Origin of the sequence: Streptomyces sp. PA03-1a, assembly GCF_033792805.1 — a bacterium.
Taxonomy (GTDB): domain Bacteria; phylum Actinomycetota; class Actinomycetes; order Streptomycetales; family Streptomycetaceae; genus Actinacidiphila.
Genome location: NZ_JARAVO010000063.1, coordinates 14828 through 39928, shown reverse-complemented (window position 1 = coordinate 39928; position 25101 = coordinate 14828). Strand labels below are relative to the sequence as shown.

Below are 25101 nucleotides of genomic sequence, written 5' to 3'. Positions count from 1 at the left end.
CGGGAATAGGGTTTTTGAGGGGTTTTGTGGGCTCGGAGATTTTTATAAGAGACAGGTTCAGCGTGTGACACGGCCGTGAGAGTACCCGCCGGGCCGGGCTCCGGGCCAAAAGCCCCTCGCCGGGCTTCCGGCCTGCTGCTTCCTCCGGTACGGTCCGCGTGCGCGGGGCTACCGCCCGTACCTTCCGCTGTGGGGTCGTGTCCGTTCACGGCCGCCGTTCCTTCCTCCCCTGCTCGCCGGTCACGGCTTCGAGGGGTCCCACTCGACCGGCAGGTTCGGGGCCTTGGTTCCGCTGGGCGCCGCCTGCAGGGACTTCAGGGCGAACTCCATGACCCGCTTGAACACCGGGCCGCAGATCTGACCACCGAAATAACTGCCGCGGGTCGGGTTCTGGATCACGCAGGACACGGTCAGCCGCGGGTCGTCGGCGGGGGCGAATCCCATGAACGAGGCCGTGTAGCCGCTGTAGGTGCCCGTTTCCGGGTCCACCCGGTTGGCCGTGCCGGTCTTGCCCGCGACGCGGTACCCCGCGATGCGGGCCCTGGTGCCGGTGCCCTGCTCGTCGCCGACCACGGACTCCAGCATGGTGGTGAGCGTCTTGGCGGTCTTCGCGCTGACCACCCGGGTCCGCGGCGCCTGCGGGGACGGGACGAAGCGGCCGTCCGGGCCGGTCGTGCCGCGCACCAGGCTGGGCTCGACCCGTACACCGCCGTTGGCGATCGTCGAGTACACCGAGGTGGCCTGCAGCGCGTTCAGCGACAGGCCCTGCCCGAAGGGGATGGTGTACTGCTGGGACGCGTTCCACTGGTCCGGCCTCGCCAGGATGCCGGGCGTCTCGCCGGGGAAACCGACCCCCGTGGGCCGCCCGATGCCGAATTTCCTCAGGTACGAGTAGAGGACGCGGTTGGCCTGCTTCTGGTTCTTGCCGAGTTGCTCGGCGGCCAGGATCGTGCCGATGTTGCTGGACTTGGCGAGCACGCCGTTCAGGGTCAGGTGCCAGGTGCCGTGGTCCACGTCGTCGTGGAAGACGCGGTCGGCGCGCGGCAGGGTGCCGGGCACCGTGACGTGGGTGTCCGGGGTGGCCACGCCCTCGTCGAGGACCGCGGCCATGGACATCAGCTTGCTGACGCTGCCGGGCTCGTACGCGTCCTGCAGCGCGGCGTTGCCGAGGGCGGTGGGGTCGGCCCGGGTCAGGTCGTTGGGGTCAAAGCCGGGGGCGTTGGCCATGGCCAGCACCTGCCCGGTGCGGGTGTCCTGGACGATCACGTAGCCGCGGTCGGCGTCGGACGCCCTCACCTGCTGGGTGATCGCCCGCTGGGCGGCCCACTGGATGTCCCGGTCCAGGGTCAGCTCCACGTCGGTGCCGGGCTCGGCGGCGCGCTCCTGCACGCTGGCCGTGGGCACCCGGCGGCCGCCGGACTGGGCGTAGGTGACGGTGCCGTCCTTTCCCGCCAGTGCCTTGTCGAGGCGGCTCTCCAGACCGCCGCCGCCCGCGCCGGAGGCGTTCACCCAGCCGATCACGCCCGCCGCGAGGTCACTCGCGGGGTAGACGCGCTTGGCGTGCCGGAGCCGGAAGACCCCGGCGAGGTAGTTGACGCCGTCGCCCTTCTCGGCCCGGTCGGCTAGCGCGCTCTGCAGGTCCTTGATCTGGTTCCAGACCTGCGGCGACTGCTGCCGGGCGATGATCTCGTTGCGCGATCCCGGGTAGTTGGCGAGCTGCTTCGCGATCTCCTTCTGGTCGCCGTCGACGATCGGCGCGAGCAGTTCCGCGGCGCGCGCCGGAGCGTCCTTCACCTCGGCGTACTTGGGGGTGAAGAGCATCGGGTCGGCCGTGATGTCGTACGCGTCCACGGTGGTGGCCAGATCGACCCCGTTGCGGTCGGTGATCGTCCCGCGCTCGGCGGCGAGGGTCACCTTGACGTTGCGGTTGACCTCGGCCTTCGCGGCGTAGGTCGCGGCGTCCACGGCCTGCACCTGGAAGAGCCGGATCACGAAGGTGAGCATCACCAGCGTGAGAGCGAAGCTGACCAGTCGCAGGCGCGGCCGTGGCCGGCCCAGCCGCAGCAGCGGCGCACCGGCCGGCGTGACCGGGCGCGGGGGCCTGCGCCGCGGCGGTACGGCCCCGCGGCCGGCCCGGTCCCGGGCGCCCCTGGCGTCGCGTCCGCCGGCGGCCGGCCTGCGGGCCCCGGGAGTGCGTCCGTGCGGCACGCCGGAGGTGCCGGCGCTGCCGGACGTGCCGGACGCGCCGGATCCCTCGCGGCGGGGGGTGGGCTTGCGGGCCCGCGGGTCGCGGCCCGCCTCGCGGGCGGTCCGGCCGCCGTCGTCACGTGGCCGCGCCCCGCGCGCGGCGGGCTGGCGTGCCCCCGCCTGCTGCCCGGGTGCGGTCCTGCGGCGGGGCTCGCCGGTCTCGCCGCCGCGTGCGGGCGTTCCGGCGTCGCCGTCGCGTCCCCGGGGCACCTGCCGGCGCCGGGGGGCGGCTCCGCCGCCGTCACCGCGGCCGCCACGGCCCCGGGCGTCGGGCCCCGGGCGGCCGGCGCCGTTCTCCCGGCCGGCCCGGTCACGCCGTTCGCCCCGCTCGCCGCGGTCGCCCCGCTCGCGCGGCGGCTCCCCGTCGCGGGTCACCACGCCCCGGCACCTTCCCGGCCGGCCGGACGGGCGGATCGGTGCGGGTGGAGGGCGCGGGGCCCCGGAGCAGCGGTCACGGGGTCTCCTTGGGGCTCGTGCTGGGCTTGGCGGAGGCGGACGGCGTCGGGCCCAGGGAGGCGGCCGCGGAGCCGCTGGGAGCGACGGTGGCGGGCGCCGTGCTCGGGCTGGGGGCCGGCACGTAGGGCGCGGCGCCGGGCCTGCCCAGGACCCTGCCGTCGGGGGCGAGGAAGGCCGGGTTGCCACCGGGGACCATGCCCAGGTCGCGGGCCTGCTCGTCCAGCGCGTCCGGCGCCGAGTACTGGTCGACCTCCTGCTGCAGCGCCTGCTCCTCGTCGGTGTACTGGGTGGTCTTCTTCTGCAGCTCGCTGAGCTTGAAGGAGTCCCGGTTCACCGCCGAGTTGAGCAGCAGCAGGGTGATCAGGCCGCCGCCCAGCAGCAGCACGATCAGCAGGACGAAGGGCGAGCGCGCCGCCGAGGTGCGCCGCCTCACGCCAGGGCCTCGCGGATCCGCTGGGCGCCGCGCAGCCGCGCCGGGGCGGCCCGGCGGTTGGCGGCGATCTCGTCCTCCGTGGGCAGCTCGGCGCCGCGGGTGAGCAGCTTGAGCCGCGGCTGGTACTGCTCCGGCACCACGGGCAGCCCGGGCGGCGCCGTGATGGCCGCGCCGGCGGCGAGGACGCCCTTGACGAGGCGGTCCTCCAGGGAGTGGTAGGACAGCACGACGATCCGGCCGCCCACGGCGAGCGTGGCGACGGCCGCGGGGATGGCGCGCTCCAGCACCGTCAGCTCCCCGTTGACCTCGATGCGCAGCGCCTGGAAGGTGCGCTTGGCCGGGTTGCCTCCGGTCCGCTTGGCGGCCTGCGGCAGCGCCTCGCGGATCAGCTCGACCAGCCGGGCGCTGGTGGTGAAGGGCTCGCGTGCCCGCTCGCGGACGACCGCCTCCACGATCTTGCGGGCGAACTTCTCCTCGCCGTAGTCGCGCAGCACCCGCACCAGCTCGCCCGGCGGGTAGGTGTTGAGGACCTCGGCGGCGCTGATGCCCGCGGTCTGGTTCATGCGCATGTCCAGCGGCGCGTCCTGGGCGTAGGCGAAGCCGCGGTCGGCCTCGTCCAGCTGCATGGAGGAGACGCCCAGGTCGAACAGGACGCCCTGCACCTTCGGGACGCCGAGCCGCTCCAGCACCTCGGGGATCTCGTCGTAGACGGCGTGCACGAGGGTGGCCCGGTCGCTGTACGGGGCGAGCCGCTCACCGGCGAGCTTGAGCGCGGCGGGGTCGCGGTCGACGGCGACCAGCCGGACCTCGGGGAACCGCCGCAGCAGTGCCTCGCTGTGCCCGCCGAGGCCGAGGGTGGCGTCCACGACCACCGCGCCCGGCGCTTCGACGGCGGGCGCCAGCATGTCCAGGCAGCGGTCCAGCATGACCGGGACGTGGCGTGGCTCGGACGGGGTGGTGCTCATGAAGCCCTTCTCATCTGCTCGCGGGGACGTACCACTGGGTCCCCGCCCGCTCGTGGGCGGCCTTCTGGCACCGGGGAAGGAGTGCCAGCGGACCGGGGAGCGGGAGGAGGCCGAGCGTCACGTACTCGTACGTGAGCCATCAGGCTACGGGCGAGGTCACAGTAAGCCGGGAGGCACCTCCTGGGACAACGCCGAAAAGGCGTCTTCCTGACCCGCCAGATAGTCCTCCCAGGCCGCCGCGTCCCAGACCTCGACCCGGGTGTTGGCGCCGATCACCGCGCAGTCGCGGCGCAGTCCGGCGTAGTCGCGCAGGGGCTGCGGGAGGGTGACGCGGCCCTGCTTGTCGGGGACCTCGTCATGGGCGCCGGCGAAGAGCACGCGCATGTAGTCGCGTGCCGCCCTGGAGGTGAGGGGGGCGCTGCGCAGCTCCTCGGTGAGGGCGCGGAAGCCCTCGACCGGCCATACGTACAGGCAGCGCTCCTGGCCCTTGGTGATGACCAGGCCGTCCGCGAACTGTTCGCGGAACTTCGCGGGGAGGACCAGCCGGCTCTTGTCGTCCAGCCGTGGCGCGTACGTCCCGAGGAACATCCGCACCTCCCGCACCAGGTTGGTCGACCCACTTCGCGCCACTTTACTCCACCGGCCCCCACGGTCAACGAGAAGCCTGCCCTGGCACGGGCGCCCTCGTGGGCGTCCGCGCCCGAATCACCCGCACGGGCGAGCGCGCGCGACGCCTGTGGGTTACCTCACAGTGCACCGGTTTGACCGAGATTTGCCGGACCCTCCAGCAGGTCGGAAGAGACCGTGCCCTCTACGGTCGTGTCATGTCGATAAACGCGCATGAGTCCGCGGTTCCCGCCGGCACCGGCACGGCGTCCGTCACCGACCGGCTGGTCGAGGCGAACCGGCGCTACGCGGAGCAGTTCCGCGACCCCGGCATGGACGCCCGCCCCGTTCTGCAGGTGGCCGTGGTCGCCTGCATGGACGCCCGCCTCGACCTGCACAAGGCGCTGGGCCTGGAGCTCGGCGACTGCCACACCATCCGCAACGCCGGCGGTGTGGTCACCGACGACACCATCCGCTCGCTGACCATCAGCCAGCGCGCCCTGGGCACCCGCTCGGTCGTGCTGATCCACCACACCGGCTGCGGCCTGGAGTCGCTGACCGAGGAGTTCCGCACGGAGCTGGAGGAGGAGGTGGGCCAGCGTCCGACCTGGGCGGTGGAGTCCTTCCGTGACGTCGACCAGGACGTGCGGCAGTCGATGCAGCGGGTCCGGACGTCCCCCTTCCTGACCCACACGGGCGATGTGCGGGGGTTTGTGTTCGACGTGCACACCGGCCTGCTGCGCGAAATCACAAACGAGTAACGGAAGCGGAGTGACGCGGAGCATAGTTGAAGGGGAGAATGCTTCGTATAACGGGGAGGGCCGGTCCAGGGATGACCGTGTCCCCAGGAACGGGCCGAGGAGAACCGGGTGACGACCTATGACGCGCGAGCGAGCCTCAGCGATCTGACTGCCACGGCGGACCGCGTACGCCGGTCGGTGGAGAACGTGATCGAGGGCAAGCCCGAGGTCGTACGGACTGCGCTGACGGTGCTGCTCGCCGAGGGACATCTGCTCATCGAGGATGTCCCCGGCGTCGGCAAGACGATGCTTTCCAAGGCGCTGGCCCGGTCGATCGACTGCTCGGTCCGGCGCATCCAGTTCACGCCGGACCTCCTGCCGTCGGACATCACCGGGGTCAGCGTCTTCGACCAGCAGCGCCGCGACTTCGAGTTCAAGCCGGGCGCGATCTTCGCGCAGATCGTCGTCGGCGACGAGATCAACCGCGCGTCGCCCAAGACGCAGTCGGCGCTGCTGGAGTCGATGGAGGAGCGGCAGGTCACCATCGACGGCAGCACCTACCCGCTGCCGAGCCCCTTCATGGTCATCGCCACCCAGAACCCGGTGGAGATGGAGGGGACGTATCCCCTGCCCGAGGCGCAGCGGGACCGCTTCATGGCCCGGGTCTCCATCGGCTACCCCAGCATGGAGGCCGAGCTGGAGATGCTCGACGTGCACGCGGGCGTCAGCCCGCTGGACGACCTGCAGCCGGTCGCCCACGCGCACGAGATCGTCAAACTCGTCGAAGCGGTACGGACGGTGCACGTGTCCCCGGCCGTGCGGCACTACGCGGTGAGCCTGGTCTCGGCCACCCGGGACCACCCGGACCTGAGACTCGGCGCCTCCCCACGCGCCACGCTGCACCTGGTGCGCGCCGCCCGCGCCGCGGCGGCCCTGGACGGCCGGGACTACGTGCTCCCCGACGACGTCCAGACGCTGGCCGGCGCCGTGCTGGCGCACCGTCTGCTGCCGACCGCACAGGCCCAGTTGAACCGGCGCACCCCGGAGCAGGTCGTCGCGGAGATCGTGCAGCGCACGCCGGTCCCCGACCCGTACGGCAGCCGGTGACCCGGACGACGGACGGGGACGCTGGAGGTGCCGCGTGACCGAGCGTGAAAGCGGCTTCCGGGCCGCCCTGGGCGGCCTCACCACGCGGGGCCGCTCGTTCCTCGCCGCGGGGATCGCGGCGGCCGTCTGCGCCTACGTCCTGGGGCAGCCGGACCTGCTGCGGGTCGGCCTGCTGCTGGCCGTGCTGCCGCTGGTCTGCGTGGCCGTGCTCCACCGCACGCGCTACCGCGTCGCCGGCAGCCGCCGGCTGTCGCCCTCGCGCGTGCCGGCAATGTCCGAGGCGCGGGTGCACCTGCGGGTGGACAACGTGTCGCGGCTGCCCACCGGCCTGCTGATGCTCCAGGACCGGGTGCCCTACGTGCTGGGGCCCAGGCCCCGCTTCATCCTGGACCGGGTGGAGCCCGGCGGCCACCGCGAGGTGTCCTACCGGGTCCGTTCCGACCTGCGCGGGCGCTACCCGCTGGGGCCGCTGCAGCTGCGGCTGACCGACCCCTTCGGCATGTGCGAGCTGACCCGCTCCTTCAGCGCGTACGACACCCTGACCGTGGTGCCCCGCGTGGAACCGCTGCCGCCGGTCAAGCTCAAGGGCGACTCCTCCGGCTACGGGGAGAGCCGCACCCGCGCGCTGACCCTGGCGGGCGAGGACGACGTGATCCCGCGCGGCTACCGCCACGGCGACGACCTGCGCCGGGTGCACTGGCGCTCGACCGCCAAGTACGGCGAGCTCATGGTGCGCCGCGAGGAGCAGCCGCACCGCGCCCGGTGCACGGTGCTGCTGGACACCCGGGCCGTGGCGTACTTCGGCGCCGGGCCGGACTCGGCCTTCGAGTGGGTGGTGTCCGGGGCGGCCTCGGTGGCGATGCACATGCTGGAGCGCGGCTACTCCGTACGGCTGCTCACCGACACCGGCACCACGGTGCCCGGGAACGACGGCTTCGGCGGCACCGACTCCTCGGACGCGGCCGGCACCCTGCTGGACACCCTGGCGGTGGTCGACCACTCGGACGGCGCCGGGCTCTCCCGTGCGCTGGACGTGCTGCGCACGGGCAGCGAGGGCCTGCTGGTGGCGTTCTTCGGGGACCTCGACGAGGAGCAGGCCGCGATGGCGGGGCGGATGCGGCAGCGGGCGGGGGCCGCCGTCGCCTTCGTCCTGGACAGCGCCGCCTGGGGGGCGCTGGACGAGGACGGGACGGGACGGCCCGAGGCGCCGCGGACGGGCACGGACGCGGACGCGCCGGAGGACGGCTCGGCCCGGGCCGTGCGGATGCTGCACGAGGCGGGCTGGACGGTGCTCCCGGCCGCCGCCGGCGACGGGCTGCCCGACCTGTGGCAGCGCGCCGACCGGTACCGGTCGCGTGAGGAGGCGGGGACGCGATGATGAGCGGACGAGGGCGGCTCGCGGTCTGCGCGGCGGCGGCGACGCTGATGACCGCCTGCTCGCTGCTGCCGCTGGCGACGCCGAACTCGTGGATCCTGCAGGCCGCCTTCCTGGTGGCGCTGCAGACCGGGGTGGGTGCGCTGGCCCGGCGGGTGCCGCTGGCCCGCCCGCTGACCGTGCTGGCGCAGGCGGTGGTCACGCTGCTGGTGCTCACCTTGATGTTCGCCGGCGAACAGGCCCTGCTCGGGTTCCTGCCGGGGCCCGCGGCGTTCACCCAGTTCGGCAACCTGCTGACGGCCGCGATGCAGGACGTGACCCAGTTCGCCATCCCGGCGCCGGTCACCCCGGGCATCCGGCTGCTGCTGCTCGGCGGCGTGCTGCTGATCGGGCTGACCGTGGACGCGCTGGCGGTGACCTACGGCAGCGCGGCCCCGGCCGGGCTGCCGCTGCTGGCCCTGTACTCGATCGCGGCGGGGCTGGCCGGGGGCGATGGCACCCGCTGGCCGTACTTCCTGCTGGCGGCCGTCGGCTACCTGCTGCTCCTGCTGGCCGAGGGCCGGGACCGGATCTCGCGCTGGGGCCGGGTCTTCGGCGGCGTCGGGTCCGGGGCGCGCGCCGGGTACGGAGGACCGACCGGGGCGGTGGCCCCGGTGCGGACCGGGCGCCGCATAGGGGCGATGGCGCTCGGCATCGCCCTGGTGGCGCCGGCGGCGCTGCCCTCGATGGGCGTCGGGCTGCTGCCGACGGGGGGCTCGGGCACGGGCAACGGACGCGGCGGCGGCACGATCTCCGCGGTCAACCCCGTGGTCGCGCTCCAGGACAACCTCAACCAGCCCGACGACCGGGTCGTGCTCCGGTACCGGACGAACGCCGTCTCCAACGCGGACATGTACCTGCGGATCGTGGCGCTGGACCGCTTCACCGGTGACAAGTGGGAGCCCGCGCAGCGCTCCCTGACGGGCGTGCCCAAGGTGCTGCCCAGCCCCCAGGGGCTCGGTCCCGACGTGAAGGCCACCGAGGTCGCCACCTCGGTCGCGGCGGACAAGAGCTACGTCCAGATGTGGCTGCCGCTGCCGTACCCGGCCACACAGGTGCAGGTCGACGGGCGCTGGCGCTTCGAGCCCACCGGCCGCACCATCATCGGCGACCGGGGCCAGACCACCTCGGACACCCGTTACCAGGTCAGCAGCCTGGCGCTGGAGCCGACCGCGGAGCAGCTGGCGAGCGCGCCGCCTGCCGACGCCCGGCTGCGGGCCGAGTACACGAAGGTGCCGGACTCGCTGCCCCCGGTGGTGGCGCAGACGGCCCTGGAGGTCACCAAGGACGCCACCAACGACTACGAGCGTGCCCTCGCGCTGCAGCGGTGGTTCACCTCGGGCGCCTTCTCGTACGACACCTCGGTGCGCTCCGGCACCGGTGTGCAGGCCATCACCCGCTTCCTGCGCAACAAGGAAGGGTTCTGCATCCACTTCGCCTTCACGATGGCGGCGATGGCGCGGACCCTGGGCATCCCCGCGCGGGTGGCGGTCGGCTTCACGCCCGGCACCTCGGAGTCGGACGGTGCGTACGCGGTGGGGCTGAAGGACGCGCACGCCTGGCCCGAGGTGTACTTCGAGGGCGTCGGCTGGACGCGGTTCGAGCCCACGCCGACCCGCGGCACCCTGCCGGGCTACACCCAGGAGGCGGCCACCTCCGACTCCGGGCCCACGGCGCCCGACACCCCTGAGCAGTCCGCGGGGGCCGGGGCCAGCACCGGCCCGACCGTCTCCCCGTCCTGCCTGGGCAAGGACGCCCAGCTCGGCAACTGCGACCCCCTGGGGCAGGCCTCGGGCGTCGGCACGCAGGACGAGCGGCTGTGGCCGCGGATCGTCACGTGGACGCTGCGCGTCCTCGCCTGGGCCGTGGTGCCGCTGGTGGTCCTGGTCCTGCTGCTGCCGCTGCTCTTGCGGCGCAGGCAGCGTTTCCAGCGACTGCGCGGCGGCGGCCAGGACCCGGCGGCACTGGCGGCATGGCTGGAGCTCACCGGGCGTGCCCGGGGCACGGCGGGAGCCGACGGGCAGGGGCAGGGCGGGGCATCGCAGGGCCTGACGGCCGGCGAGCTGGACGCCATGGGCGCCCGGGACGGTGCCCGGACCCTGGCGGCCTGGCTGGAGCTGATCGACACCGCCTGGGACTACGGTCTGCGGCCCGACGAGTCCGAGACCCCGCGCCGGGTCGCGGCGCGCCTCGTCCGCGACGGCGGGCTGGAAGGGCCCTCGGCGGAGGCGGCGCAGCGTCTGGCGACCTCGGTGGAGCAGGCCCTGTTCTCGCCGCGACCGCCGACGGCCACGGGCTCGGCGAAGGACGTCCAACTGGTGCGGGAGGGGCTGCGCAGGAACGCGGACGGCATGACGCGGATCCGTGCCGTGCTGCTGCCGCGTTCCACGGTCCGGGTCGTCTGGCGGTCCGCGGAGCGCTGGTCGGCGGCCTCGGCCCGCTTCTCTGCCAGGCTGCGCGGTGCGGGCGACGCCGTGATGCGACCGCTGCGGCAGCGCCGGAGCTCCTGAGGCCCCTGGGGGCCGGCCGGCCGGCCCCCAGGGGTCCGGTCCCCACGAGCGGCGCGCGGCGGTACGCGGTGCCGATCTGTCGGCGGGCCGCACGCCGCACCCCCGTCGGCCCAGAGGACAGCATGGCGAAGGGGGCGGGGTTCCGACCGGAACCCCGCCCCCTTCGTCTTGGTCTGTGTGTCAGTGGCCCTGTTCGTCGCGGCGCCGCTGCCAGCGCTCCTCGATCCGGTCCATCATCTTGCGCCGCGGCTGGAGGCGACGGCCCCGTCCGACGGCACCCTGCGGGGAGTTCCCCGCGGGAGCGGGGGCCGCACCCGGTTTGGCGGCACGGCGCCAGCCGGTGACGGCGAGAACGGCACAACCGAGCATCACGAGGAAGCCCACGACACTGATCCAGGGCTGCTGGGCGATCATGCCGCCCATCAACAGCCCGATGCCCACCAGGAAGCCCGCCACAGCCAGGTAGACGCGCCGCCTGGTGTAGGTGCGCAGCCCGCTTCCCTCAAGCGCCGACGCGAACTTGGGATCTTCGGCGTACAGCGCTCGCTCCATCTGCTCGAGCATGCGCTGCTCGTGCTCCGAGAGCGGCACGGAGTCCTCCTCCTCGTCGGTCGCGGGGGAGCGACCGGTACGACCCTTCCAGGATAGGCAGGGAATCGCCCCCGTGAAACCCGCCCCACTACGCCAATCCGACGGGGGGTGTTTTCCCCGTCGAACGCCACGTCATGCCAGCATAAGGCCCTGAACCGGGAATCGGGGGGCGTGTGACGGACTCCTCCCGGTGGGTGACCGGAAGAGGCAAGGGGCGCCGCCCCCGGTTCCGGCTCAGCCGCGCTCGGCCAGCACGTGCAACTGGGTCGCCACGGCGTGGAACGCGGGCTGCTCGGCGGCGGCCAGTTCCAGCCTCAGCAGGGCGTCCATCGCGCCCGGTTCGGTGTCCACCAGGACGCCGGGGACGAGGTCTGCGAAGACCCGGACACCGTGCACCGATCCGACCCGCAGCCCGGCGTCGGCGACCAGCGCGGTCAGCTCGCCCGCGGTGAAGCGGCGGGGCACCGGATCGCCGTCGCCCCAGCGGCCGTCGGGGTCGTCCAGGGTGTGCCGGGCCTCGCCGAAGTGACCGGCGAGCGCCCGGGCGAGCACGGCCCCGTGACGACTGGCGGCGAGCAGGCTGAGGGCGCCGGAGGCGCGCAGGGTGCCCGCGGCGTTGCGCACGCCCTCGGCGGGGTCGTCCACGTACTCCAGCACGCCGTGGCAGAGCACGACGTCGTGGCTGCCGGCCGGCACGACGTCGAGCAGTCCGTGGGCGTCGCCCTGCACCCCGCGGACACGTTCGGTGACGCCTGCCTCCGCCGCGCGGCGTTCGAGGGCGAAGAGCGCGTCGGGACTGGGGTCGACCACGGTGACCCGGTGGCCCAGACTGGCCACGGGTACCGCGAAGTTGCCGGTGCCGCCACCGGTGTCGAGCACGTCGAGGACGTCCCGTCCGGCGGCCTTGGCCTGCCGGTCCAGCGCATCGCGCAGGACCTCCCAGACCACGGCGGTACGCAGGGCTGCGCGGGGCCGCAGCGGTTCGGCCCCTCCTGGACGGGACATGCGGACGGCTCCTCGCGGACGGACGGGGCAGGGGACCGGTCGACCCGGCCTGGGACCCACTCTAGTGGGCTGCCGCCCGGCGGCCGATCAAGCGGGACGGCCCGTCTGCGGCCGGTCCAGCACGGGCTGCAGCACCAGCAGGCGCTCCACGAGCCGCAGGAACATCCCCGTCGCACGGACGAGGTCGTCGGCCTCCCGGGGGCTGACCGCGCCCTGGATGCCGGCCTCGGCGCGCGCCCGCTGACGGGCTCCCGCCTCGAACAGGGCGCTCCACTCGGCCAGTTCGGGCGCGACCTCGGGCAGCACCTCCCAAGCACTGCGTATCCGCTGCCGGCGCCGCCTGGTGGGTTCGGGGCGGCCGCGCACGGCGAGGACGGCGGCCGCGGTGCGCAGGGCGGCCAAGTGGGCGGTGGCGAAACGGTCGTTGGGGGTCTCCAGGACGGCGGCCTCATCGAGCCCCCGCCGGGCCTGGGCGAGCAGGTCGAGGGCGGCCGCGGGGGCGGTGGCCTTGCGCAGCACGGGGTGGACGTCGGCGGCACTGCCGCCGGCGACGGCGGCCCTGCGGGCTGGCACGGTCATCACATTCCTCCTGTCTTCGCATGACGTGTCCGACAGTTCCTGACCTTCAGCACTCATCGTGAAGCACACCTCTGACAATCGCGCTGACCTGCACAAACGGTCGCGGTGGCCGGACAACGTCCCTGGATTCGCGGTCCGGTGGCGCGATGCGTTAGTGTTTTTGCACTGACTGGTCAGTTCAAAGAATGGGGGCGGGCGAGTGATCACCGCGGAGGGGTTCGGGCTCATGGGGCCCCGGGGCTGGGTGTTCCGGGACGTCACCTTCACCGCGCCGGCGGGCGGTCTGGTCGCCGTCGAGGGTGCCTCCGGCTCGGGCCGCACCTGTCTGCTGCTGTCGCTGACCGGGCGCATGCGCGCCACGGAGGGCCGGGCCGAGGTGGCCGGGCTCACGCTGCCCAAACAGCTCGCCGCGGTCCGCCGCGTCGCAGCGCTCGGCCCCGTCACGGGGGTCGCGGAACTCGACCCGGCCCTCACCGTCGGCGAGCACCTTCGGGAACGCGTGCTGCTGCAGCGGCGGTTCGGCGGCTCGCTGCGCGAACTGGTGCGGCCCGGCACGACGGACAGGGCGCGCGTCGACGGGGCGCTGACGGCGGCCGGGCTGGACCTGTCGACGCTGCCCAAGGCCGAGCGCACCGCGGCCCGGGACCTGGAGCGGCTCGAGGCCCTGCGTCTGGGCACCGCCCTCGCGCTGCTGGGCCGCCCCAAGGTGCTGGCGGTGGACGACGCCGACCACAAGCTGGCCCCGGCGGAACGCGAGGAGGCCTGGGCGATGCTGCGGGCCGTCGCCGCGGGCGGCACGACGGTGCTGGCGGTGTGCTCCCAGGCTCCGGGGGACGCCGTGGCGGCGCGCACCCGGCCGGCCGCCGCGGAGACCGACACGCATACCGACTCGCATACCGACGCGAAGACCGACGACGAGGAGGGGGCGGCCGATGCGCACGCCGAGGCTGGCAGCGCTTGAGCTGAGGAAGTTCGGCAGGGGGCGGCTGCCGCGCGCGGCCATGGTGTCGCTGCTGCTCCTGCCGCTGCTCTACGGCGCCCTGTACCTGTGGTCCTTCTGGGACCCGTACGGGCGGCTGGACAAGATCCCCGTCGCCCTGGTGAACGCCGACCAGGGCACCACCGTGAACGGGCAACGGCTCGCCGCGGGCGACTCCATCGTGGACGGCCTGCGGGAGAGCGCCACCTTCGACTGGCGCGAGACCAGTGCCGCCGAGGCGGCCAAGGGCGTCGAGGACGGCACGTACTACCTGTCGCTGACCATCCCGCGGGACTTCAGCGCGCGCGTCGCGTCGAGCTCCGGCGACCACCCGCGCGCCGGCGCGCTCCAGGTGCGCACCAACGACGCGAACAACTACGTCGTGGGGCAGATCTCCCGCACGGTCTTCTCCGAAGTACGGTCCGCCGCCTCCACCAAGGCGTCGAGGGACTTCTACGACCGCATCTTCGTGGCCTTCTCCGACCTCCACGACGAGACGGTCAGGGCCGCCGACGGCGCGGACGACGTCACCAAGGGCGCGGGCTCGGCCCGGACCGGCTCCAAGAGGCTCGGCGACGGCATCTCCACCGCCGAGGACGGCGCGCGCCGGCTGGCCGGCGGCCTGCACACGGCGAAGAAGGGCAGCAGTTCGCTGGCCGGCGGGCTGGGGGCGCTCGACAGCGGCGCCGGCCAGGTCGCCTCGGGGACCCAGGCACTGGCCGACAAGGTCAACGGCGCCTCGGACGAACTGACCTTCGTCAAGCAGCACGTCAAGGAGATCAACGCGGTGGCCCGGGTCGTCGCCCGCGGCTCGCAGGCCGCCCGCGACGGCATCGGCGACCTGCCGCGGCAGTCGGCGCGGGCGGCCCGCGACGCCGAGGCGGCCGCCGCCGGGATCCACGACGCCTACGCCGAGCAGTGCCCCCTGGGCGCCGTCACCCCGCAGTGCCGGACGCTGAAGCAGGCCGTCGACGCCGCCGACGAGGTGGCGGGCGTCGCCGCCCGTCTCGACACCTACGTGCAGGGGCACTCCGCCGCCCTCGACGACCTCCGCGACGACCTCGACGCGCTGCACTCGGCGGCCGTGGCGCTGTCGGACCCGGCGCTCGCCACGAAACTGCAGAACGCCGTCGACGGCGTCAACCGGCTCAACGAGGGCGCCCACAAGGTGGCGAAGGGGCTGCGGACGGCGTCGGACGGCGCGGGCGCCCTCGACGCCGGGCTCCGGGACCTGGCCTCCGGGGCCGACACCCTGGCGGGCGGGATGTACCGGCTGTCGGACGGCAGCAACCAGCTGACGACCGGTCTGACCCGGCTCACCGACGGCAGCGGGCAGCTCGCCGACGGCCTGCACGACGGCGCGTCCCGGATCCCCGACTACGACGGCGCCGAGCGCGCCGACCGCACCGAGGTGATGGCCGACCCGGTCCGGCTCGCCGCCCAGTCGCTGCACAAGGCGCCCAACTACGGGACGGGCTTCGCCCCCTACTTCATCCCGCTGTCCCTGTGGGTCGGCGCGATGGTCGCCTACATGCTGCTGCCGCCGCTCAGCAGGCGCGCCATGGCCGCGGGCGCCCCCGCCTGGCGGATCGCGGTGGCCGGGTGGCTGCCGGTGCTCGCCATAGGGGTGCTGCAGACACTGGCCCTGATGGCGGTGCTGCACTGGGCGATCGGCCTGCAGATGGTGCGGGCGGCCGGGACGGTCGGCTTCCTCGTACTGGTGACCGCCTGCTTCGCCGCCATCGTGCAGTGGCTCAACGCCCGCTTCGGGCCGGCGGGACGCGTGCTGGTGCTGGCGCTGCTCATGCTGCAGCTCACCTCGGCGGGCGGCACCTACCCGGTGCAGACCAGCCCCGGCTTCTTCAACGCGATCCACCCCTTCCTGCCGATGACCTACGTCGTCGAGGGGCTGCGCCACCTCATCACGGGCGGCGGGCTCTGGCCGGTGTGGCGGGCGGTCCTGGTGCTGCTCGCCTTCACCGCGGGCGCGCTGGCGCTGACCGCGGTGGCGGCCCGCCGCAAGCAGGTGTGGACGCTGGACCGGTTGCATCCGGAGCTGTCCCTGTGAGGCCGCACGAAACCGGGCGCCCGGACCGTAGACAATCGTCGTCATGAACAGTGCACGACGGCAGGCCACCCGGCAGAAGCTCTTCCAGGCCGCGGTCACGCTCATCGCCGAGCAGGGCTTCTCCGCCACCACGGTCGACGAGATCGCCGAGCGCGCCGGGGTGGCCAAGGGCACCGTCTACTACAACTTCGCCAGCAAGAACGAGCTCTTCGAGGAGCTGCTGCGGCACGGCGTCGGCCTGCTGACGGCCTCCCTGCGGGAGGCGGGGGCGGGCGTCACCGCCCGCGGCGGCAGCCACGTGGACGCGATCGACGCGATGATCCGGGCCGGGCTCGCCTTCATCGCCGAGTACCCGTCCTTCACGCAGCTGTACGTGGCCGAGCTGTGGCGGACCAACCGCGCCTGGCAGGACACGCTCATGGTGCTGCGCAAGGAGGCGGTCGCGGTCGTGGAGCAGACGCTGCACGACGCGGTGACGGCGGGCGAGCTCAGCGACGAGATCGACGTGCCGCTCACGGCGGCCGCCCTCTTCGGGATGGTGCTCGTCGCGGCGCTGGACTGGCTGTCCTTCCAGCCCGAGCGCTCGATCGACGACGTGCACGCGGCCCTGTCGCGGCTCCTGCAGGGACGGGTCGCGGGGCACGCCCGAGCCTGAGCGCCGTACGACGGCGCGCCGCCCCGGCGCGGCCCGATCCCCCGTCGGGCCGTTCCGGGACGGCGCTCCCCCGTGCACCCCCGCTCCGGCCGGGCGCAGCGCCGTTCCGCCGCCCCGTGTCGGCGGTGCCGGTGCCGTGCCCTTCCGTTGCCTCCACCTTGGCGTCCGGGCCGCCCCGCGCTCATCCGTGCGGGTACTCAAGTGGGGGTCTGAGTACAGGTACTCATGACCGGGTCGTATCGCTCAAAGGCCGCGGTGGTTTTCCAGGGCTTCGGTAGCATCACGGCCCATGTCGGTACTTCCGCTCGTGTTCACCAGCGGCTGGGCGAGCGGGATCAACGCCTACGCCGTGGTCTTCCTGCTGGGCCTGATGGGCGCCACGGGCGTCAGCGACCAGGTGCCGCCCGCCCTGGAGCGCACCGACGTGCTGATCGCCGCGGGGATCCTGTTCCTCTGCGAGGCGGTCGCGGACAAGATCCCCTACGTCGACACCACGTGGGACGCCGTGCACACCGCGATCCGGCCGGTCGCCGGGGGCGTGGTGGCGGCCCTGCTGGCCGGGCAGGACGGCTCGCTGCCGCAGCTCGCCGCGGGCGCGGTCGGCGGGACGACGGCGCTGGTGAGCCATCTGGTGAAGGCCGGGCTCCGCATGGGCGTCAACACCTCGCCGGAGCCCGTGAGCAACATCGTGATCAGCCTCGGGGAGGACGTCGGCGTCGCCGCGATCATCGTCTTCGCGCTCTTCCACCCGGTGGCCGCGGCGAGCATCGCGGCCGTGCTGCTCGTGCTGGGCGTCATCACCGTGATCTTCATACTGTCGCGGATCCGCCGTGCCTGGCAGCGCTGGAAGGCCCGCAGGGAACGCCGCAAGGCCGGTCGCGGCGTTGTCGGTGGCTGGGGTTAGAGTCCCGTTCATGGCACGGATTGCGGTGATCGGCGCGGGGATGGGCGCCATGGCTGCCGCCGCCCGGCTCGCCACCGGCGGGCACCGGGTGGCGGTGTACGAGCGGGCCGGCACCCACGGGGGCGGTGTGCGGCGGCTGGAGCGCGCGGGCTTCGGGTTCGACACCGGCCCGGGCCTGCTGCACCTGCCCGCCGTCTACCGCGACCTGTTCGTCAAGACCGGCAGGGAGAGCCTGGAGGACAGCGTCGCGCTGCGCCAGGTCGACCCGGCGAGCCGCCACCTCTTCTCCGACGGCACGTCCGTGTCGCTGCCCAACGCGTCCCGCGGCGGGGTCGTCGCGGCCCTGGACGCGGCGCTCGGCACCGGCGCGGGCGAGCGCTGGAGCGAGCTGCTGGTGCGGGCCCGGGAGGTGTGGGACGCCACGCGCCGCCCCCTGCTGGAGGACGCGCTCGCCGGCGACCCGGCCGCGCTCGGCCGCGATCCGTATCCGGCTCCTCCCGTGCGACGGGGGCTGTTCCGGCGCGGCGCGCCCACCCTGGCCGACGTCGCCCGGCGCGAACTGGACGATCCGCGGCTCGCTGCGCTGCTCGGCTCCTATGCCCTGGCGTACGGCTTCGACCCCCGCACCGCGCCCGGCAGCGCCACCGTGCTGCCGTACATGGAGCAGACCTTCGGCAGTTGGTACGTACGCGGCGGCATGCGGGCGCTGGCCGACGCCGTGCACGCCCGGTGCGTGGCGCGGAGGGTTGAGTTCCACTTCGGGACCGGGGTCGCGGGGATCGTGGAGAAGGACGGCCGTACGGCCGGTCTCGAACTCGCCGACGGCACAAGGGTGGAGGCCGACACGGTCGTCGCCGGTGTCGCCCCGTGGCTGCTGCCCCCGCTGCTGGCGCACGGCGCCGGGGACGTCCGGCCCGACGACGGGGTGTGGGACGGCATCGGTCCCGGCCCCCGCTGCGAGGGCCCCGGGCGCCTCACGGTCTGCCTGGCGCTGCGCGGGGCCCGGCCCTCGGACGCCGTGCACCGTACGGTCGTCCACACCGCGGACCTGGAGGCCGAGGCGGCCGCACTGGCGCGGGGCGAGCTGTACGACCGCCCGACGGTCACGGTGCTGCGCCCCGACGACGACACCCTGCGGCCTGACGACGCCTCGGAGTCGGTCACGTTGAGCGTCACGGTCCCGCCCCACGGCCCCTCGGGGGTGGACTGGCGGGCGCCGGGTACGGCCGAGCGCGTCGCGGATGCGGCGCAGGAGGCAGCGGCCGCGGTCCTGCCCGATCTGACGGACCGCCTGCTGTGGCGGGCCGTGCACACGCCCGCCGACACCGAGGAGGAGACGGGCACCCCGGGCGGCCGGCTCCCCCGCCCCGCCCTGGCCGGCGCGGACGGGGCTCATCTGCACCCCGGCAACCGGCTGCTCGTCCCCGGTCTGTACCTGGTGGGCGGCTGGTCCCACCCCGGTGGCGGCCTCGCCCACACCGGCATGTCCGGTGCCATCGCCGCCGACCTCATAGCGGGCGGTCCCGGCGGCAGCCGCTGAGGCACGCGTCCCGCGCCCGGACACCGGTGGCTTCCCCTACCGTCTGTGCTCCGCGCCGCGCGCGCGGACCGAGGCGGCCGTCGCGGTGCGCGGCCCGCTGCCCGGACTCCTGCGCCTCGTCCACCGGCGGCAGCCCGTCGCCGCCGCGGACGTGGAGGTCCTCGGTGACGCCGGGCTGCTGGACTTCCGGCTGGAGCGGGTCGGCTTCGGCTGACGGGTCCGCGCCCCGTGGGCGCTAGCTGTAGCGGTAGGGGTCGTACGGGTCGTACTGGCCCTGCTGCTGCCCCTGCTGCTGGCCCTGCTGGTCGTAGGTGTTCTGCTGCTGCGGAACGTAGGGCTGCTGCTGCTCCCCGCCCTGCTGCGGCACCCACACGCCGCCCGCCGGGGTGTCGTAGCCGTACTGCTGCTGGGTGCCCTGACCCTGGCCCTGGCCCTGCCCCTGGTACGGGTCCTGGTAGCCGCCCGCGTAGGTGCCGTGGGCCGCCGTCTGCTGCTGCTCCCAGCCGCCGGTCTGCTGCTGCTGTCCGTAGGCGTCGTACGAGGCGGCGGCGGGCTGCTGTTGCTGTTGGCCGCCGTTCCAGTCGCCGTAGCCGGTGGTGGCGTAGTCCTGGTAACCGGCGCCCGCGTACGGGTCCTGGGCGTAGTTCGGCTGCCCGTTGTACATCGGGTACTCGCCGCTGTCCTCGTGCATGGGCATGGGCTGGTAGACCTGCGTGGAGTCCATCCCTGCGGGTGCCGCCGCGGCCGGGCCGGCGGCGGCGTAGCTGTCGTAGGACTGCCCGACGCCCGCACCGGCCTGAGTCTCGCCCGCGGGCTCCTCGTACGGCGTCGCCAGGCCGTCGTCCGGCAGCTCGTCGCGCTCCGCGCCCCGGCCGCGGCGGCCGGCGGCACGGCGTGGCAGCGGCGGCGCCTCCTCGTCGTCCTCGTCGTCGGCGCCCTCCTTGGGGGAGCGCAGTGCCCAACCCTCGACGAAGCCGCGGCGGTAGGAGAGCGTGACGAACGTCTGGCCCGCGCCGAAGGCGACGGCACCGGCCACGATGACGAGGACCGAGGGCAGGTAGACGCCCAGGACGACACCAAGGAACCCCGCGAAGGCCAGCAGTCGCCACCTCAGCCGCGCCTTGTACTGCAGGAGCACTTCACCGAGCAGCCACAGCGCGACCACCCCGAAGGCGATGTAGAGCACTGTGTAGGCCATGAGCGCACTTCCTCACCGTTCACCGTCGTCGGCCCACTGGGGCGGCGGGTCCGCCCTCACGACCTCTGGTGCAGTCCCAGATTCTCGTAGATTTCCAACGACGCCGTGGAGTGATTAAGGGTAATGAAGTGCAGCCCCGGGATGTCCTCGGCCATCAGCCGCCGGCACATCTCGGTCGCGTACTCGACCCCGATCGCCCGCACCGCGGCCGGATCGTCCTTGACCGCGAGGATACGGTCCGCGAGCTCCTGCGGGAAAGGCGCGTTGCCGAGCTGGGCGAAGCGCTCGATCTGCTTCACGTTCGTGACCGGCATGATCTCGGGGATGATCGGGGTCTCGCAGCCCACCTTCCCGACGCGGTCGCGCAGGCGCAGGTAGTCCTCGGCGTTGAAGAACATCTGGGTGATGGCGTAGTCCGCGCCCGCCCGGCACTTCTCGACGAAGTGACGCGTATCACTTTCCCAGTCGGTCGAGCGGGGGTGCATCTCGGTGAAGGCGGCGACACCCACGCAGAAGTCGCCCGACTCCTTGATGAGCCGGACCAGTTCGTAGGCGTGGTCGACGCCCTCCGGGTGCCGCAGCCACTCCCCCATGGGGTCGCCGGGCGGGTCGCCGCGCAGCGCGAGCATGTTGCGGATGCCCGCGTCGGCGTACTGGCCGATGATGTTGCGCAGCTCGGCGACGGAGTGGTCGACCGCGGTCAGGTGGGCCACCGGGGTCAGGGTGGTGTCGGAGGCGATCCGCTCGGTCGCCCGGACCGTGCCCTCGCGGGACTTGCCGCCCGCGCCGTAGGTGACGGAGACGAAGGTGGGGCCCACCGCCTCGATGCGGCGGATCGCGTTCCACAGGGTCCGCTCGCCCTTCTCGGTCCTCGGCGCCATGAACTCGAAGGAGTACGAGCGCTCGCCGGAGGCCAGCAGCTCACGGATGGTGACCGCGTGATCGGTCCTGGTGGAGGCGGTTCCGAGGGCCATGGGCCTCAGGCTATCGGCGAGGACTGGGCCGTCCCAACAGACGACGCCCAAAAGTCCACCCCTTGGACATCCCGCGCTCGCGGCGCGAGACGGCCCCGCACGGCGCCCGCCCCCCTGCGGGCCGCCGCTGCGCCGTCGTCCGGTCCTCGCCCGGTCCTCGCTCAGTCCTCGTAGGAGCGCACCCGCTTGGCCAGCTCGGCCGCCGCGGCACCCGGGTCGGCCGCCTCGGTGACGGCCCGTACGACCACGATCCGGCGGGCCCCGGCGTCGAGCACCTGCTCCACGTTGGACAGGTCGATCCCGCCGATCGCGAACCACGGCCGGTCCGTGCCCAGGCCCGCCGCGTACCGGACCAGGCCGAGGCCCGGCGCGGGCCGGCCGGGCTTGGTCGGGGTGGGCCACACCGGCCCGGTGCAGAAGTAGTCCGCACCGGGCTCCACGGCGGCCGCGGCCGCCTCGGCCTCGGAGTGGCAGGACCGCCCGATGACCACCTCGTCGCCGAGGATCGCACGGGCGGCCGGCACGGGCAGGTCGCCCTGGCCCAGGTGCAGGACGTCCGCCCCGGCGGCGTGCGCCACGTCGGCACGGTCGTTCACCGCGAGCAGCCTGCCGTGCCGTCCGCACTCCTCCGAGAGGACCGCGAGGTACTCCAGCTCCTCGCGGGCCTCCAGGCTCTTGTCGCGCAGCTGGACGACGTCGACCCCGGAGGCCAGCACGGCGTCCGCGAACGCCGCGAACTCCGCCAGGCCGCCGTGGCGCTTGCGCGCGTCGGTGCACAGGTAGAGCCGGGCGTCGGCGAGCTGGGCGCGGATGCCCGTGCTGGTGCTCGTGCTCGTGCTCGTACGCGTGCTCATACGGGCGGGTCCCCCTCGGGTGGCTGCGGCGGTGGCGGGTCGTTCGGTCAGACGGCGAGTGCCTGGGCGCGACGCTTCACCTCGGTGCCGCGGTTGTCGCGCAGCGCCTGGACGGGGGTGCCGGGCAGGCTCTCGTCCGGGGTGAACAGCCACTCCAGGGTCTCTTCGTCGCTGAACCCGTCGTCCTTGAGCAGGGTGAGGGTGCCCGCGAGGCCCTTCACGATCTTCTCCTCGCCGATGAAGTCGGCGGGGACCATCAGCACCCGGTTCTCACCACGGCGCACGGCGATGAGCTGGCCCTCCTTGATGAGCTGGCGGACCCGGGTCACCTCCACGCCGAGGCGCTCGGCGACGTCGGGGACGTACAGCCAGGAGGGGACGAGGGAGTCAATCTTTGCGTCGATCTCGGTCACAGGACAAGCGTGCCATCCCGGACCGACACCATGGAACCGCTCAGGCCACCCGTTGCTCCGTCCTGACGGGTCCGCTACGCCTCCGGCACCACCACGGGCGTCAGACGACCGCCGCCCGCAGCTGCACCGCAGGGTCGGCGGCCAGGGTGTCGTCGAGGTGGGCGCCGCGGGCGATGAGCTTGCGGGCCTGCGCCAGGTCGCGGGGCCGGCCCACGGCGAACAGCGCGACCAGCTGGCCGTCGCGCAGCCACAGCACCGACCAGGCGGGCCCGTCCGGGTCCCCGCGCAGCAGCATGCGGTCGGAGTCCACGTGGTACCCGGCGTACTGCACGAACCGCCCGAACTGCTCCGACCAGAAGTAGGGGACGGGGTCGTAGGGCTCGTCACCGCCCAGGATGTTCGCGGCGGCCGTGCGCGGCCCCTGCACCGCGTTGTCCCAGTGGTGGATCAGCAGCCGCTCCCCGTACCGCGCCGACGGGAAGGAGGCGCAGTCCCCCACCGCGTACACGTCCGGCACCGAGGTGCGCAGCCGGTCGTCGGCGAGGACCGAGCGGTCCGGCCCCAGCTCAACGCCGGAGCCGGCCAGCCACCCGGTGGCGGGCCGGGCGCCGATCCCGATGACGACCGCCTCGGCGGCGAGCACGCTGCCGTCGGCCAGGCGCACCGCGCCCGGCTCGACGGAGGAGACGACCGCGCCGGTGCGCAGCTCCACGCCCTCCTCCGCGTACCAGCCGCGCATCCGTTCGGCGATGTGCTCGGGCAGCACCCCGGCGAGCGGATGGTCGGCGGCCTCGACGACGGTCACCTCGCACCCGGCGTGACGGGCCGCGGTGGCGAACTCGGCGCCGATCCAGCCCGCACCGACCACCACGACCCGGTGCCGGTTCTCCAGCACCGGGCGCAGCGCCGTGGCGTCGTCCAGGGTGCGCAGCACGTGCACGCCCGGCGTGCCCTCGCTGCCCGGCAGCATGACCGGCTCGGCGCCGCTGGCCAGGACGAGCTTGTCGTAGCCGACCGGGCCGGCGTCGGTGTGCACCTGCCGCTCCCCGGGGCGCAGGGCGGTCGCGTGCCGCCCGAGCAGCAGTTCGACGTTGATCCCGGCGAAGTCGACGTCCAGCGCCGGGCCCTCCTCGGCGCCGAAGAGCACGCCCTTGGACAGCGGCGGCCGGTCGTAGGGGGCGTGCGGCTCCGCGCCGATCAGCGTGATCGTCCCGCCCCAGCCCTGCTCGCGCAGGGACACGGCGGTCTGCACTCCGGCCATCCCGGCCCCGACGACGACGACGCGCTGCTCGCTGCTGGTCACGCGATCACCGTAACGCCGCGGGGGCGCCGCCCGCCGGTACCGGTGCCCTACTCGCCGTGGATGGCGCGTACTAAGGTGGTTCAGGAGCACTCGCGGGAGCCCGGCGCACCGGGCTGAGAGGGCGGCTGGAGCGGCCGCCGACCGTACGAACCTGATCCGGGTCATGCCGGCGAAGGGAGGAGCGGGAACATCATGCACCGTCATGACGTCGTCGTGGTCGGCGGCGGGATCATCGGACTGGTCACCGCGTGGCGGGCCCGCGGGCGTGGCCTGCGCACGGCGGTCGCGGACCCCGAACCGGGCGGCGGGGCCGCCCGGGTGGCCGCGGGGATGCTGGCGCCGGTCACGGAGGTGCAGTACGGCGAGCAGCCGCTGCTGGAGCTCAACCTCGCGGCGGCCCGCCGCTATCCGTCCTTCGTGGCCGAGCTGGAGGAGACGACGGGGCTCGACCTCGGCTACCGCACGTGCGGCACCCTCGCCGTCGCCCTCGACGCCGACGACCGGGCGCAGCTGCGCGAACTCCACTCCTTCCAGGAGTCCTTGGGCCTGGCGTCGCAGTGGCTCAGCGGCCGCGAGTGCCGCCGCCTGGAGCCGATGCTCGCACCCGGCGTGCACGGCGGGCTGCGGGTCGACGGCGACCACCAGATCGACCCGCGGCGGCTGGCCGCGGCGCTGGTGCGCGCCTGCGAGCTGTCCGGGGTGGAGTTCCGGCGGTCGCGGGTGGCGCGGGTGGACGTCACGGGCGACCGCGCCCGCGGGGTGGTCCTGGAGGACGGCACCCGGATCGCCGCCGGGCAGGTGGTGCTGGCCGCCGGGAGCCTCAGCGGCCGGGTCGAGGGGCTGCCCGCACGGGCGCTGCCGCCCGTACGGCCGGTGAAGGGGCAGGTGCTGCGGCTGCGGGTGCCGGCGGCGTACGCGCCGTTCCTGTCGCGGACGGTACGGGCCGTGGTGCGCGGCGGTCACGTCTACCTGGTGCCGCGCGAGAACGGCGAGCTGGTCGTCGGCGCCACCAGCGAGGAGATGGGCTGGGACACCACCGTCACCGCCGGCGGGGTGTACGAACTGCTCCGCGACGCCCACGAATTGCTCCCCGGCATCACCGAACTCCCGCTGACCGAGACGCAGGCGGGCCTGCGCCCCGGCACGCCCGACAACGCCCCGGTGCTCGGCCGCGGCGCGCTGGACGGCCTGGTGATGGCCACCGGCCACCACCGCAACGGCGTGCTGCTGACCCCGCTGACCGGGGACGTGATGGCCGAGGTCCTGACCGGGTCGGAAGTCCCCGCGCAGGCCCGGCCCTTCTCCCCCGACCGCTTCGCCCTCCAGGAGCAGCACGCATGACCGCGCCCCTCCTTCTGTCCGTCTCCGTCAACGGCGAGGCGCGGGAGGTCGCCGAGGGCGTCACCCTCGACCGCCTCGTCGCGACCCTGACGGTCGCCCCGTCCGGAGTGGCGGCCGCGCTCAACGAGACGGTCGTCCCCCGCGCCCAGTGGCCGGCGACCCCGCTCCGCGACGGCGACCGCGTCGAGGTCCTCACCGCAGTCCAGGGAGGCTGACCCC

Annotated in this window: 24 protein-coding genes and 1 riboswitch; of the genes, 12 read left to right on the top strand and 12 right to left on the bottom strand. The window is 74.0% G+C overall.

Annotation, left to right across the window (positions count from 1 at the left end; genetic code table 11):
- Positions 1-240: 240 nt before the first annotated feature.
- The 4 genes from PV341_RS16570 to mraZ form a co-directional block, all read right to left on the bottom strand.
- Positions 241-2625: a peptidoglycan D,D-transpeptidase FtsI family protein gene (locus PV341_RS16570; RefSeq protein WP_500358210.1), complete on the bottom strand. Its 2385-nt coding sequence runs from the start codon at positions 2623-2625 to the stop codon at positions 241-243.
- A gap of 73 nt (positions 2626-2698) precedes the next feature.
- Positions 2699-3136, bottom strand: coding sequence for a cell division protein FtsL (gene ftsL, locus PV341_RS16565; RefSeq protein WP_500329848.1), 438 nt, complete (start codon positions 3134-3136; stop codon positions 2699-2701).
- Complete coding sequence (gene rsmH / locus PV341_RS16560) at positions 3133-4101, bottom strand: 16S rRNA (cytosine(1402)-N(4))-methyltransferase RsmH (protein ID WP_500358208.1); 969 nt, start codon at positions 4099-4101, stop codon at positions 3133-3135. Before rsmH ends, ftsL begins: the two co-directional genes overlap by 4 nt.
- Positions 4102-4257: 156 nt before the next feature.
- The gene (mraZ, locus tag PV341_RS16555; protein ID WP_500329851.1) at positions 4258-4731 is read right to left on the bottom strand and encodes a division/cell wall cluster transcriptional repressor MraZ; all 474 of its coding nucleotides are present in this window, start codon (positions 4729-4731) and stop codon (positions 4258-4260) included.
- Positions 4732-4925: 194 nt separating this feature from the next.
- On the opposite strand from mraZ, the gene PV341_RS16550 reads away from it, so the two are divergent.
- From PV341_RS16550 to PV341_RS16535, 4 genes are all read left to right on the top strand, one after another.
- Complete coding sequence (locus PV341_RS16550) at positions 4926-5468, top strand: beta-class carbonic anhydrase (RefSeq protein WP_499511367.1); 543 nt, start codon at positions 4926-4928, stop codon at positions 5466-5468.
- A gap of 108 nt (positions 5469-5576) precedes the next feature.
- Complete coding sequence (locus tag PV341_RS16545) at positions 5577-6554, top strand: AAA family ATPase (RefSeq protein ID WP_500329853.1); 978 nt, start codon at positions 5577-5579, stop codon at positions 6552-6554.
- A gap of 34 nt (positions 6555-6588) precedes the next feature.
- Positions 6589-7932 carry a DUF58 domain-containing protein gene (locus tag PV341_RS16540; RefSeq protein WP_500329855.1) on the top strand — a complete coding sequence of 448 codons (1344 nt, stop codon included), beginning with the start codon at positions 6589-6591 and terminating at the stop codon, positions 7930-7932.
- Entirely contained in the window at positions 7932-10478 is a 2547-nt protein-coding gene (locus PV341_RS16535; RefSeq protein WP_500329952.1) for a transglutaminase TgpA family protein, read from the top strand. The genes PV341_RS16540 and PV341_RS16535 overlap by 1 nt, the downstream gene beginning before the upstream one ends.
- 180 nt (positions 10479-10658) lie before the next feature.
- Here PV341_RS16535 and PV341_RS16530 read toward each other — a convergent pair whose 3' ends face one another.
- From PV341_RS16530 to PV341_RS16520, 3 genes are all read right to left on the bottom strand, one after another.
- Entirely contained in the window at positions 10659-11069 is a 411-nt protein-coding gene (locus PV341_RS16530; protein WP_500329857.1) for an SCO2097 family morphological protein, read from the bottom strand.
- A gap of 234 nt (positions 11070-11303) precedes the next feature.
- The gene (locus tag PV341_RS16525; RefSeq protein WP_500329858.1) at positions 11304-12074 is read right to left on the bottom strand and encodes a methyltransferase; all 771 of its coding nucleotides are present in this window, start codon (positions 12072-12074) and stop codon (positions 11304-11306) included.
- 87 nt (positions 12075-12161) lie between these two features.
- A complete protein-coding gene (locus tag PV341_RS16520) occupies positions 12162-12653 on the bottom strand; it encodes an SAV_6107 family HEPN domain-containing protein (RefSeq protein WP_500329859.1) in 492 nt (163 codons plus the stop codon).
- A 226-nt stretch (positions 12654-12879) separates the two neighbouring features.
- Here PV341_RS16520 and PV341_RS16515 point away from each other — a divergent pair, with 226 nt between their 5' ends.
- From PV341_RS16515 to PV341_RS16490, 6 genes are all read left to right on the top strand, one after another.
- Positions 12880-13614, top strand: a complete 735-nt coding sequence (locus PV341_RS16515; protein ID WP_500358212.1) for an ATP-binding cassette domain-containing protein — start codon at positions 12880-12882, stop codon at positions 13612-13614.
- The gene (locus PV341_RS16510; RefSeq protein ID WP_500358206.1) at positions 13586-15700 is read left to right on the top strand and encodes a YhgE/Pip family protein; all 2115 of its coding nucleotides are present in this window, start codon (positions 13586-13588) and stop codon (positions 15698-15700) included. Before PV341_RS16515 ends, PV341_RS16510 begins: the two co-directional genes overlap by 29 nt.
- A gap of 43 nt (positions 15701-15743) precedes the next feature.
- Positions 15744-16355 carry a TetR/AcrR family transcriptional regulator gene (locus PV341_RS16505; protein WP_499511375.1) on the top strand — a complete coding sequence of 204 codons (612 nt, stop codon included), beginning with the start codon at positions 15744-15746 and terminating at the stop codon, positions 16353-16355.
- Positions 16356-16644: 289 nt separating this feature from the next.
- On the top strand, positions 16645-17259 hold the full coding sequence (locus PV341_RS16500) for a DUF4126 domain-containing protein (RefSeq protein WP_500358204.1): 615 nt from the start codon (positions 16645-16647) through the stop codon (positions 17257-17259).
- Between the two features lie 10 nt (positions 17260-17269).
- Positions 17270-18799, top strand: coding sequence for a phytoene desaturase family protein (locus PV341_RS16495; protein ID WP_500358203.1), 1530 nt, complete (start codon positions 17270-17272; stop codon positions 18797-18799).
- Between the two features lie 85 nt (positions 18800-18884).
- Entirely contained in the window at positions 18885-19013 is a 129-nt protein-coding gene (locus PV341_RS16490; protein WP_500329863.1) for a hypothetical protein, read from the top strand.
- Between the two features lie 21 nt (positions 19014-19034).
- On the opposite strand, the gene PV341_RS16485 is transcribed toward PV341_RS16490, so the two are convergent.
- The 5 genes from PV341_RS16485 to PV341_RS16465 all read right to left on the bottom strand — a co-directional run bounded on the left by PV341_RS16485 (position 19035) and on the right by PV341_RS16465 (position 23541).
- Positions 19035-19997 carry a hypothetical protein gene (locus PV341_RS16485; RefSeq protein WP_500358201.1) on the bottom strand — a complete coding sequence of 321 codons (963 nt, stop codon included), beginning with the start codon at positions 19995-19997 and terminating at the stop codon, positions 19035-19037.
- 56 nt (positions 19998-20053) lie between these two features.
- Positions 20054-20971 (bottom strand): methylenetetrahydrofolate reductase [NAD(P)H], encoded by a 918-nt coding sequence (metF, locus tag PV341_RS16480; protein WP_500329866.1) that lies wholly within the window; start codon positions 20969-20971, stop codon positions 20054-20056.
- Between the two features lie 161 nt (positions 20972-21132).
- The gene (gene thiE, locus PV341_RS16475) at positions 21133-21825 is read right to left on the bottom strand and encodes a thiamine phosphate synthase (RefSeq protein WP_500329867.1); all 693 of its coding nucleotides are present in this window, start codon (positions 21823-21825) and stop codon (positions 21133-21135) included.
- Positions 21826-21872: 47 nt separating this feature from the next.
- The gene (locus tag PV341_RS16470) at positions 21873-22238 is read right to left on the bottom strand and encodes an Rv2175c family DNA-binding protein (RefSeq protein ID WP_500329869.1); all 366 of its coding nucleotides are present in this window, start codon (positions 22236-22238) and stop codon (positions 21873-21875) included.
- A gap of 100 nt (positions 22239-22338) precedes the next feature.
- Positions 22339-23541 (bottom strand): NAD(P)/FAD-dependent oxidoreductase, encoded by a 1203-nt coding sequence (locus tag PV341_RS16465; protein ID WP_500358200.1) that lies wholly within the window; start codon positions 23539-23541, stop codon positions 22339-22341.
- Positions 23542-23623: 82 nt separating this feature from the next.
- Positions 23624-23737, top strand: a riboswitch (TPP riboswitch).
- Here PV341_RS16465 and thiO point away from each other — a divergent pair.
- Together thiO and thiS are read left to right on the top strand one after the other, a co-directional pair.
- Entirely contained in the window at positions 23734-24882 is a 1149-nt protein-coding gene (gene thiO, locus PV341_RS16460; protein WP_500329871.1) for a glycine oxidase ThiO, read from the top strand. (Overlaps the previous riboswitch by 4 nt.)
- The gene (gene thiS, locus PV341_RS16455; protein WP_500329873.1) at positions 24879-25097 is read left to right on the top strand and encodes a sulfur carrier protein ThiS; all 219 of its coding nucleotides are present in this window, start codon (positions 24879-24881) and stop codon (positions 25095-25097) included. The genes thiO and thiS overlap by 4 nt, the downstream gene beginning before the upstream one ends.
- Positions 25098-25101: the final 4 nt, after the last annotated feature.

Coding starts and splice junctions, on each gene's coding strand:
- rsmH (WP_500358208.1), bottom strand. CDS start 4,101: ATGAGCACCACCCCGTCCGAGCCACGCCACGTCCCGGTCATGCTGGAC.
- PV341_RS16550 (WP_499511367.1), top strand. CDS start 4,926: ATGTCGATAAACGCGCATGAGTCCGCGGTTCCCGCCGGCACCGGCACG.
- PV341_RS16535 (WP_500329952.1), top strand. CDS start 7,932: ATGAGCGGACGAGGGCGGCTCGCGGTCTGCGCGGCGGCGGCGACGCTG.
- PV341_RS16525 (WP_500329858.1), bottom strand. CDS start 12,074: ATGTCCCGTCCAGGAGGGGCCGAACCGCTGCGGCCCCGCGCAGCCCTG.
- PV341_RS16520 (WP_500329859.1), bottom strand. CDS start 12,653: ATGACCGTGCCAGCCCGCAGGGCCGCCGTCGCCGGCGGCAGTGCCGCC.
- PV341_RS16515 (WP_500358212.1), top strand. CDS start 12,880: ATGGGGCCCCGGGGCTGGGTGTTCCGGGACGTCACCTTCACCGCGCCG.
- PV341_RS16510 (WP_500358206.1), top strand. CDS start 13,586: ATGCGCACGCCGAGGCTGGCAGCGCTTGAGCTGAGGAAGTTCGGCAGG.
- PV341_RS16505 (WP_499511375.1), top strand. CDS start 15,744: ATGAACAGTGCACGACGGCAGGCCACCCGGCAGAAGCTCTTCCAGGCC.
- PV341_RS16500 (WP_500358204.1), top strand. CDS start 16,645: ATGTCGGTACTTCCGCTCGTGTTCACCAGCGGCTGGGCGAGCGGGATC.
- PV341_RS16495 (WP_500358203.1), top strand. CDS start 17,270: ATGGCACGGATTGCGGTGATCGGCGCGGGGATGGGCGCCATGGCTGCC.
- PV341_RS16485 (WP_500358201.1), bottom strand. CDS start 19,997: ATGGCCTACACAGTGCTCTACATCGCCTTCGGGGTGGTCGCGCTGTGG.
- metF (WP_500329866.1), bottom strand. CDS start 20,971: ATGGCCCTCGGAACCGCCTCCACCAGGACCGATCACGCGGTCACCATC.
- thiE (WP_500329867.1), bottom strand. CDS start 21,825: ATGAGCACGCGTACGAGCACGAGCACGAGCACCAGCACGGGCATCCGC.
- thiO (WP_500329871.1), top strand. CDS start 23,734: ATGCACCGTCATGACGTCGTCGTGGTCGGCGGCGGGATCATCGGACTG.
- thiS (WP_500329873.1), top strand. CDS start 24,879: ATGACCGCGCCCCTCCTTCTGTCCGTCTCCGTCAACGGCGAGGCGCGG.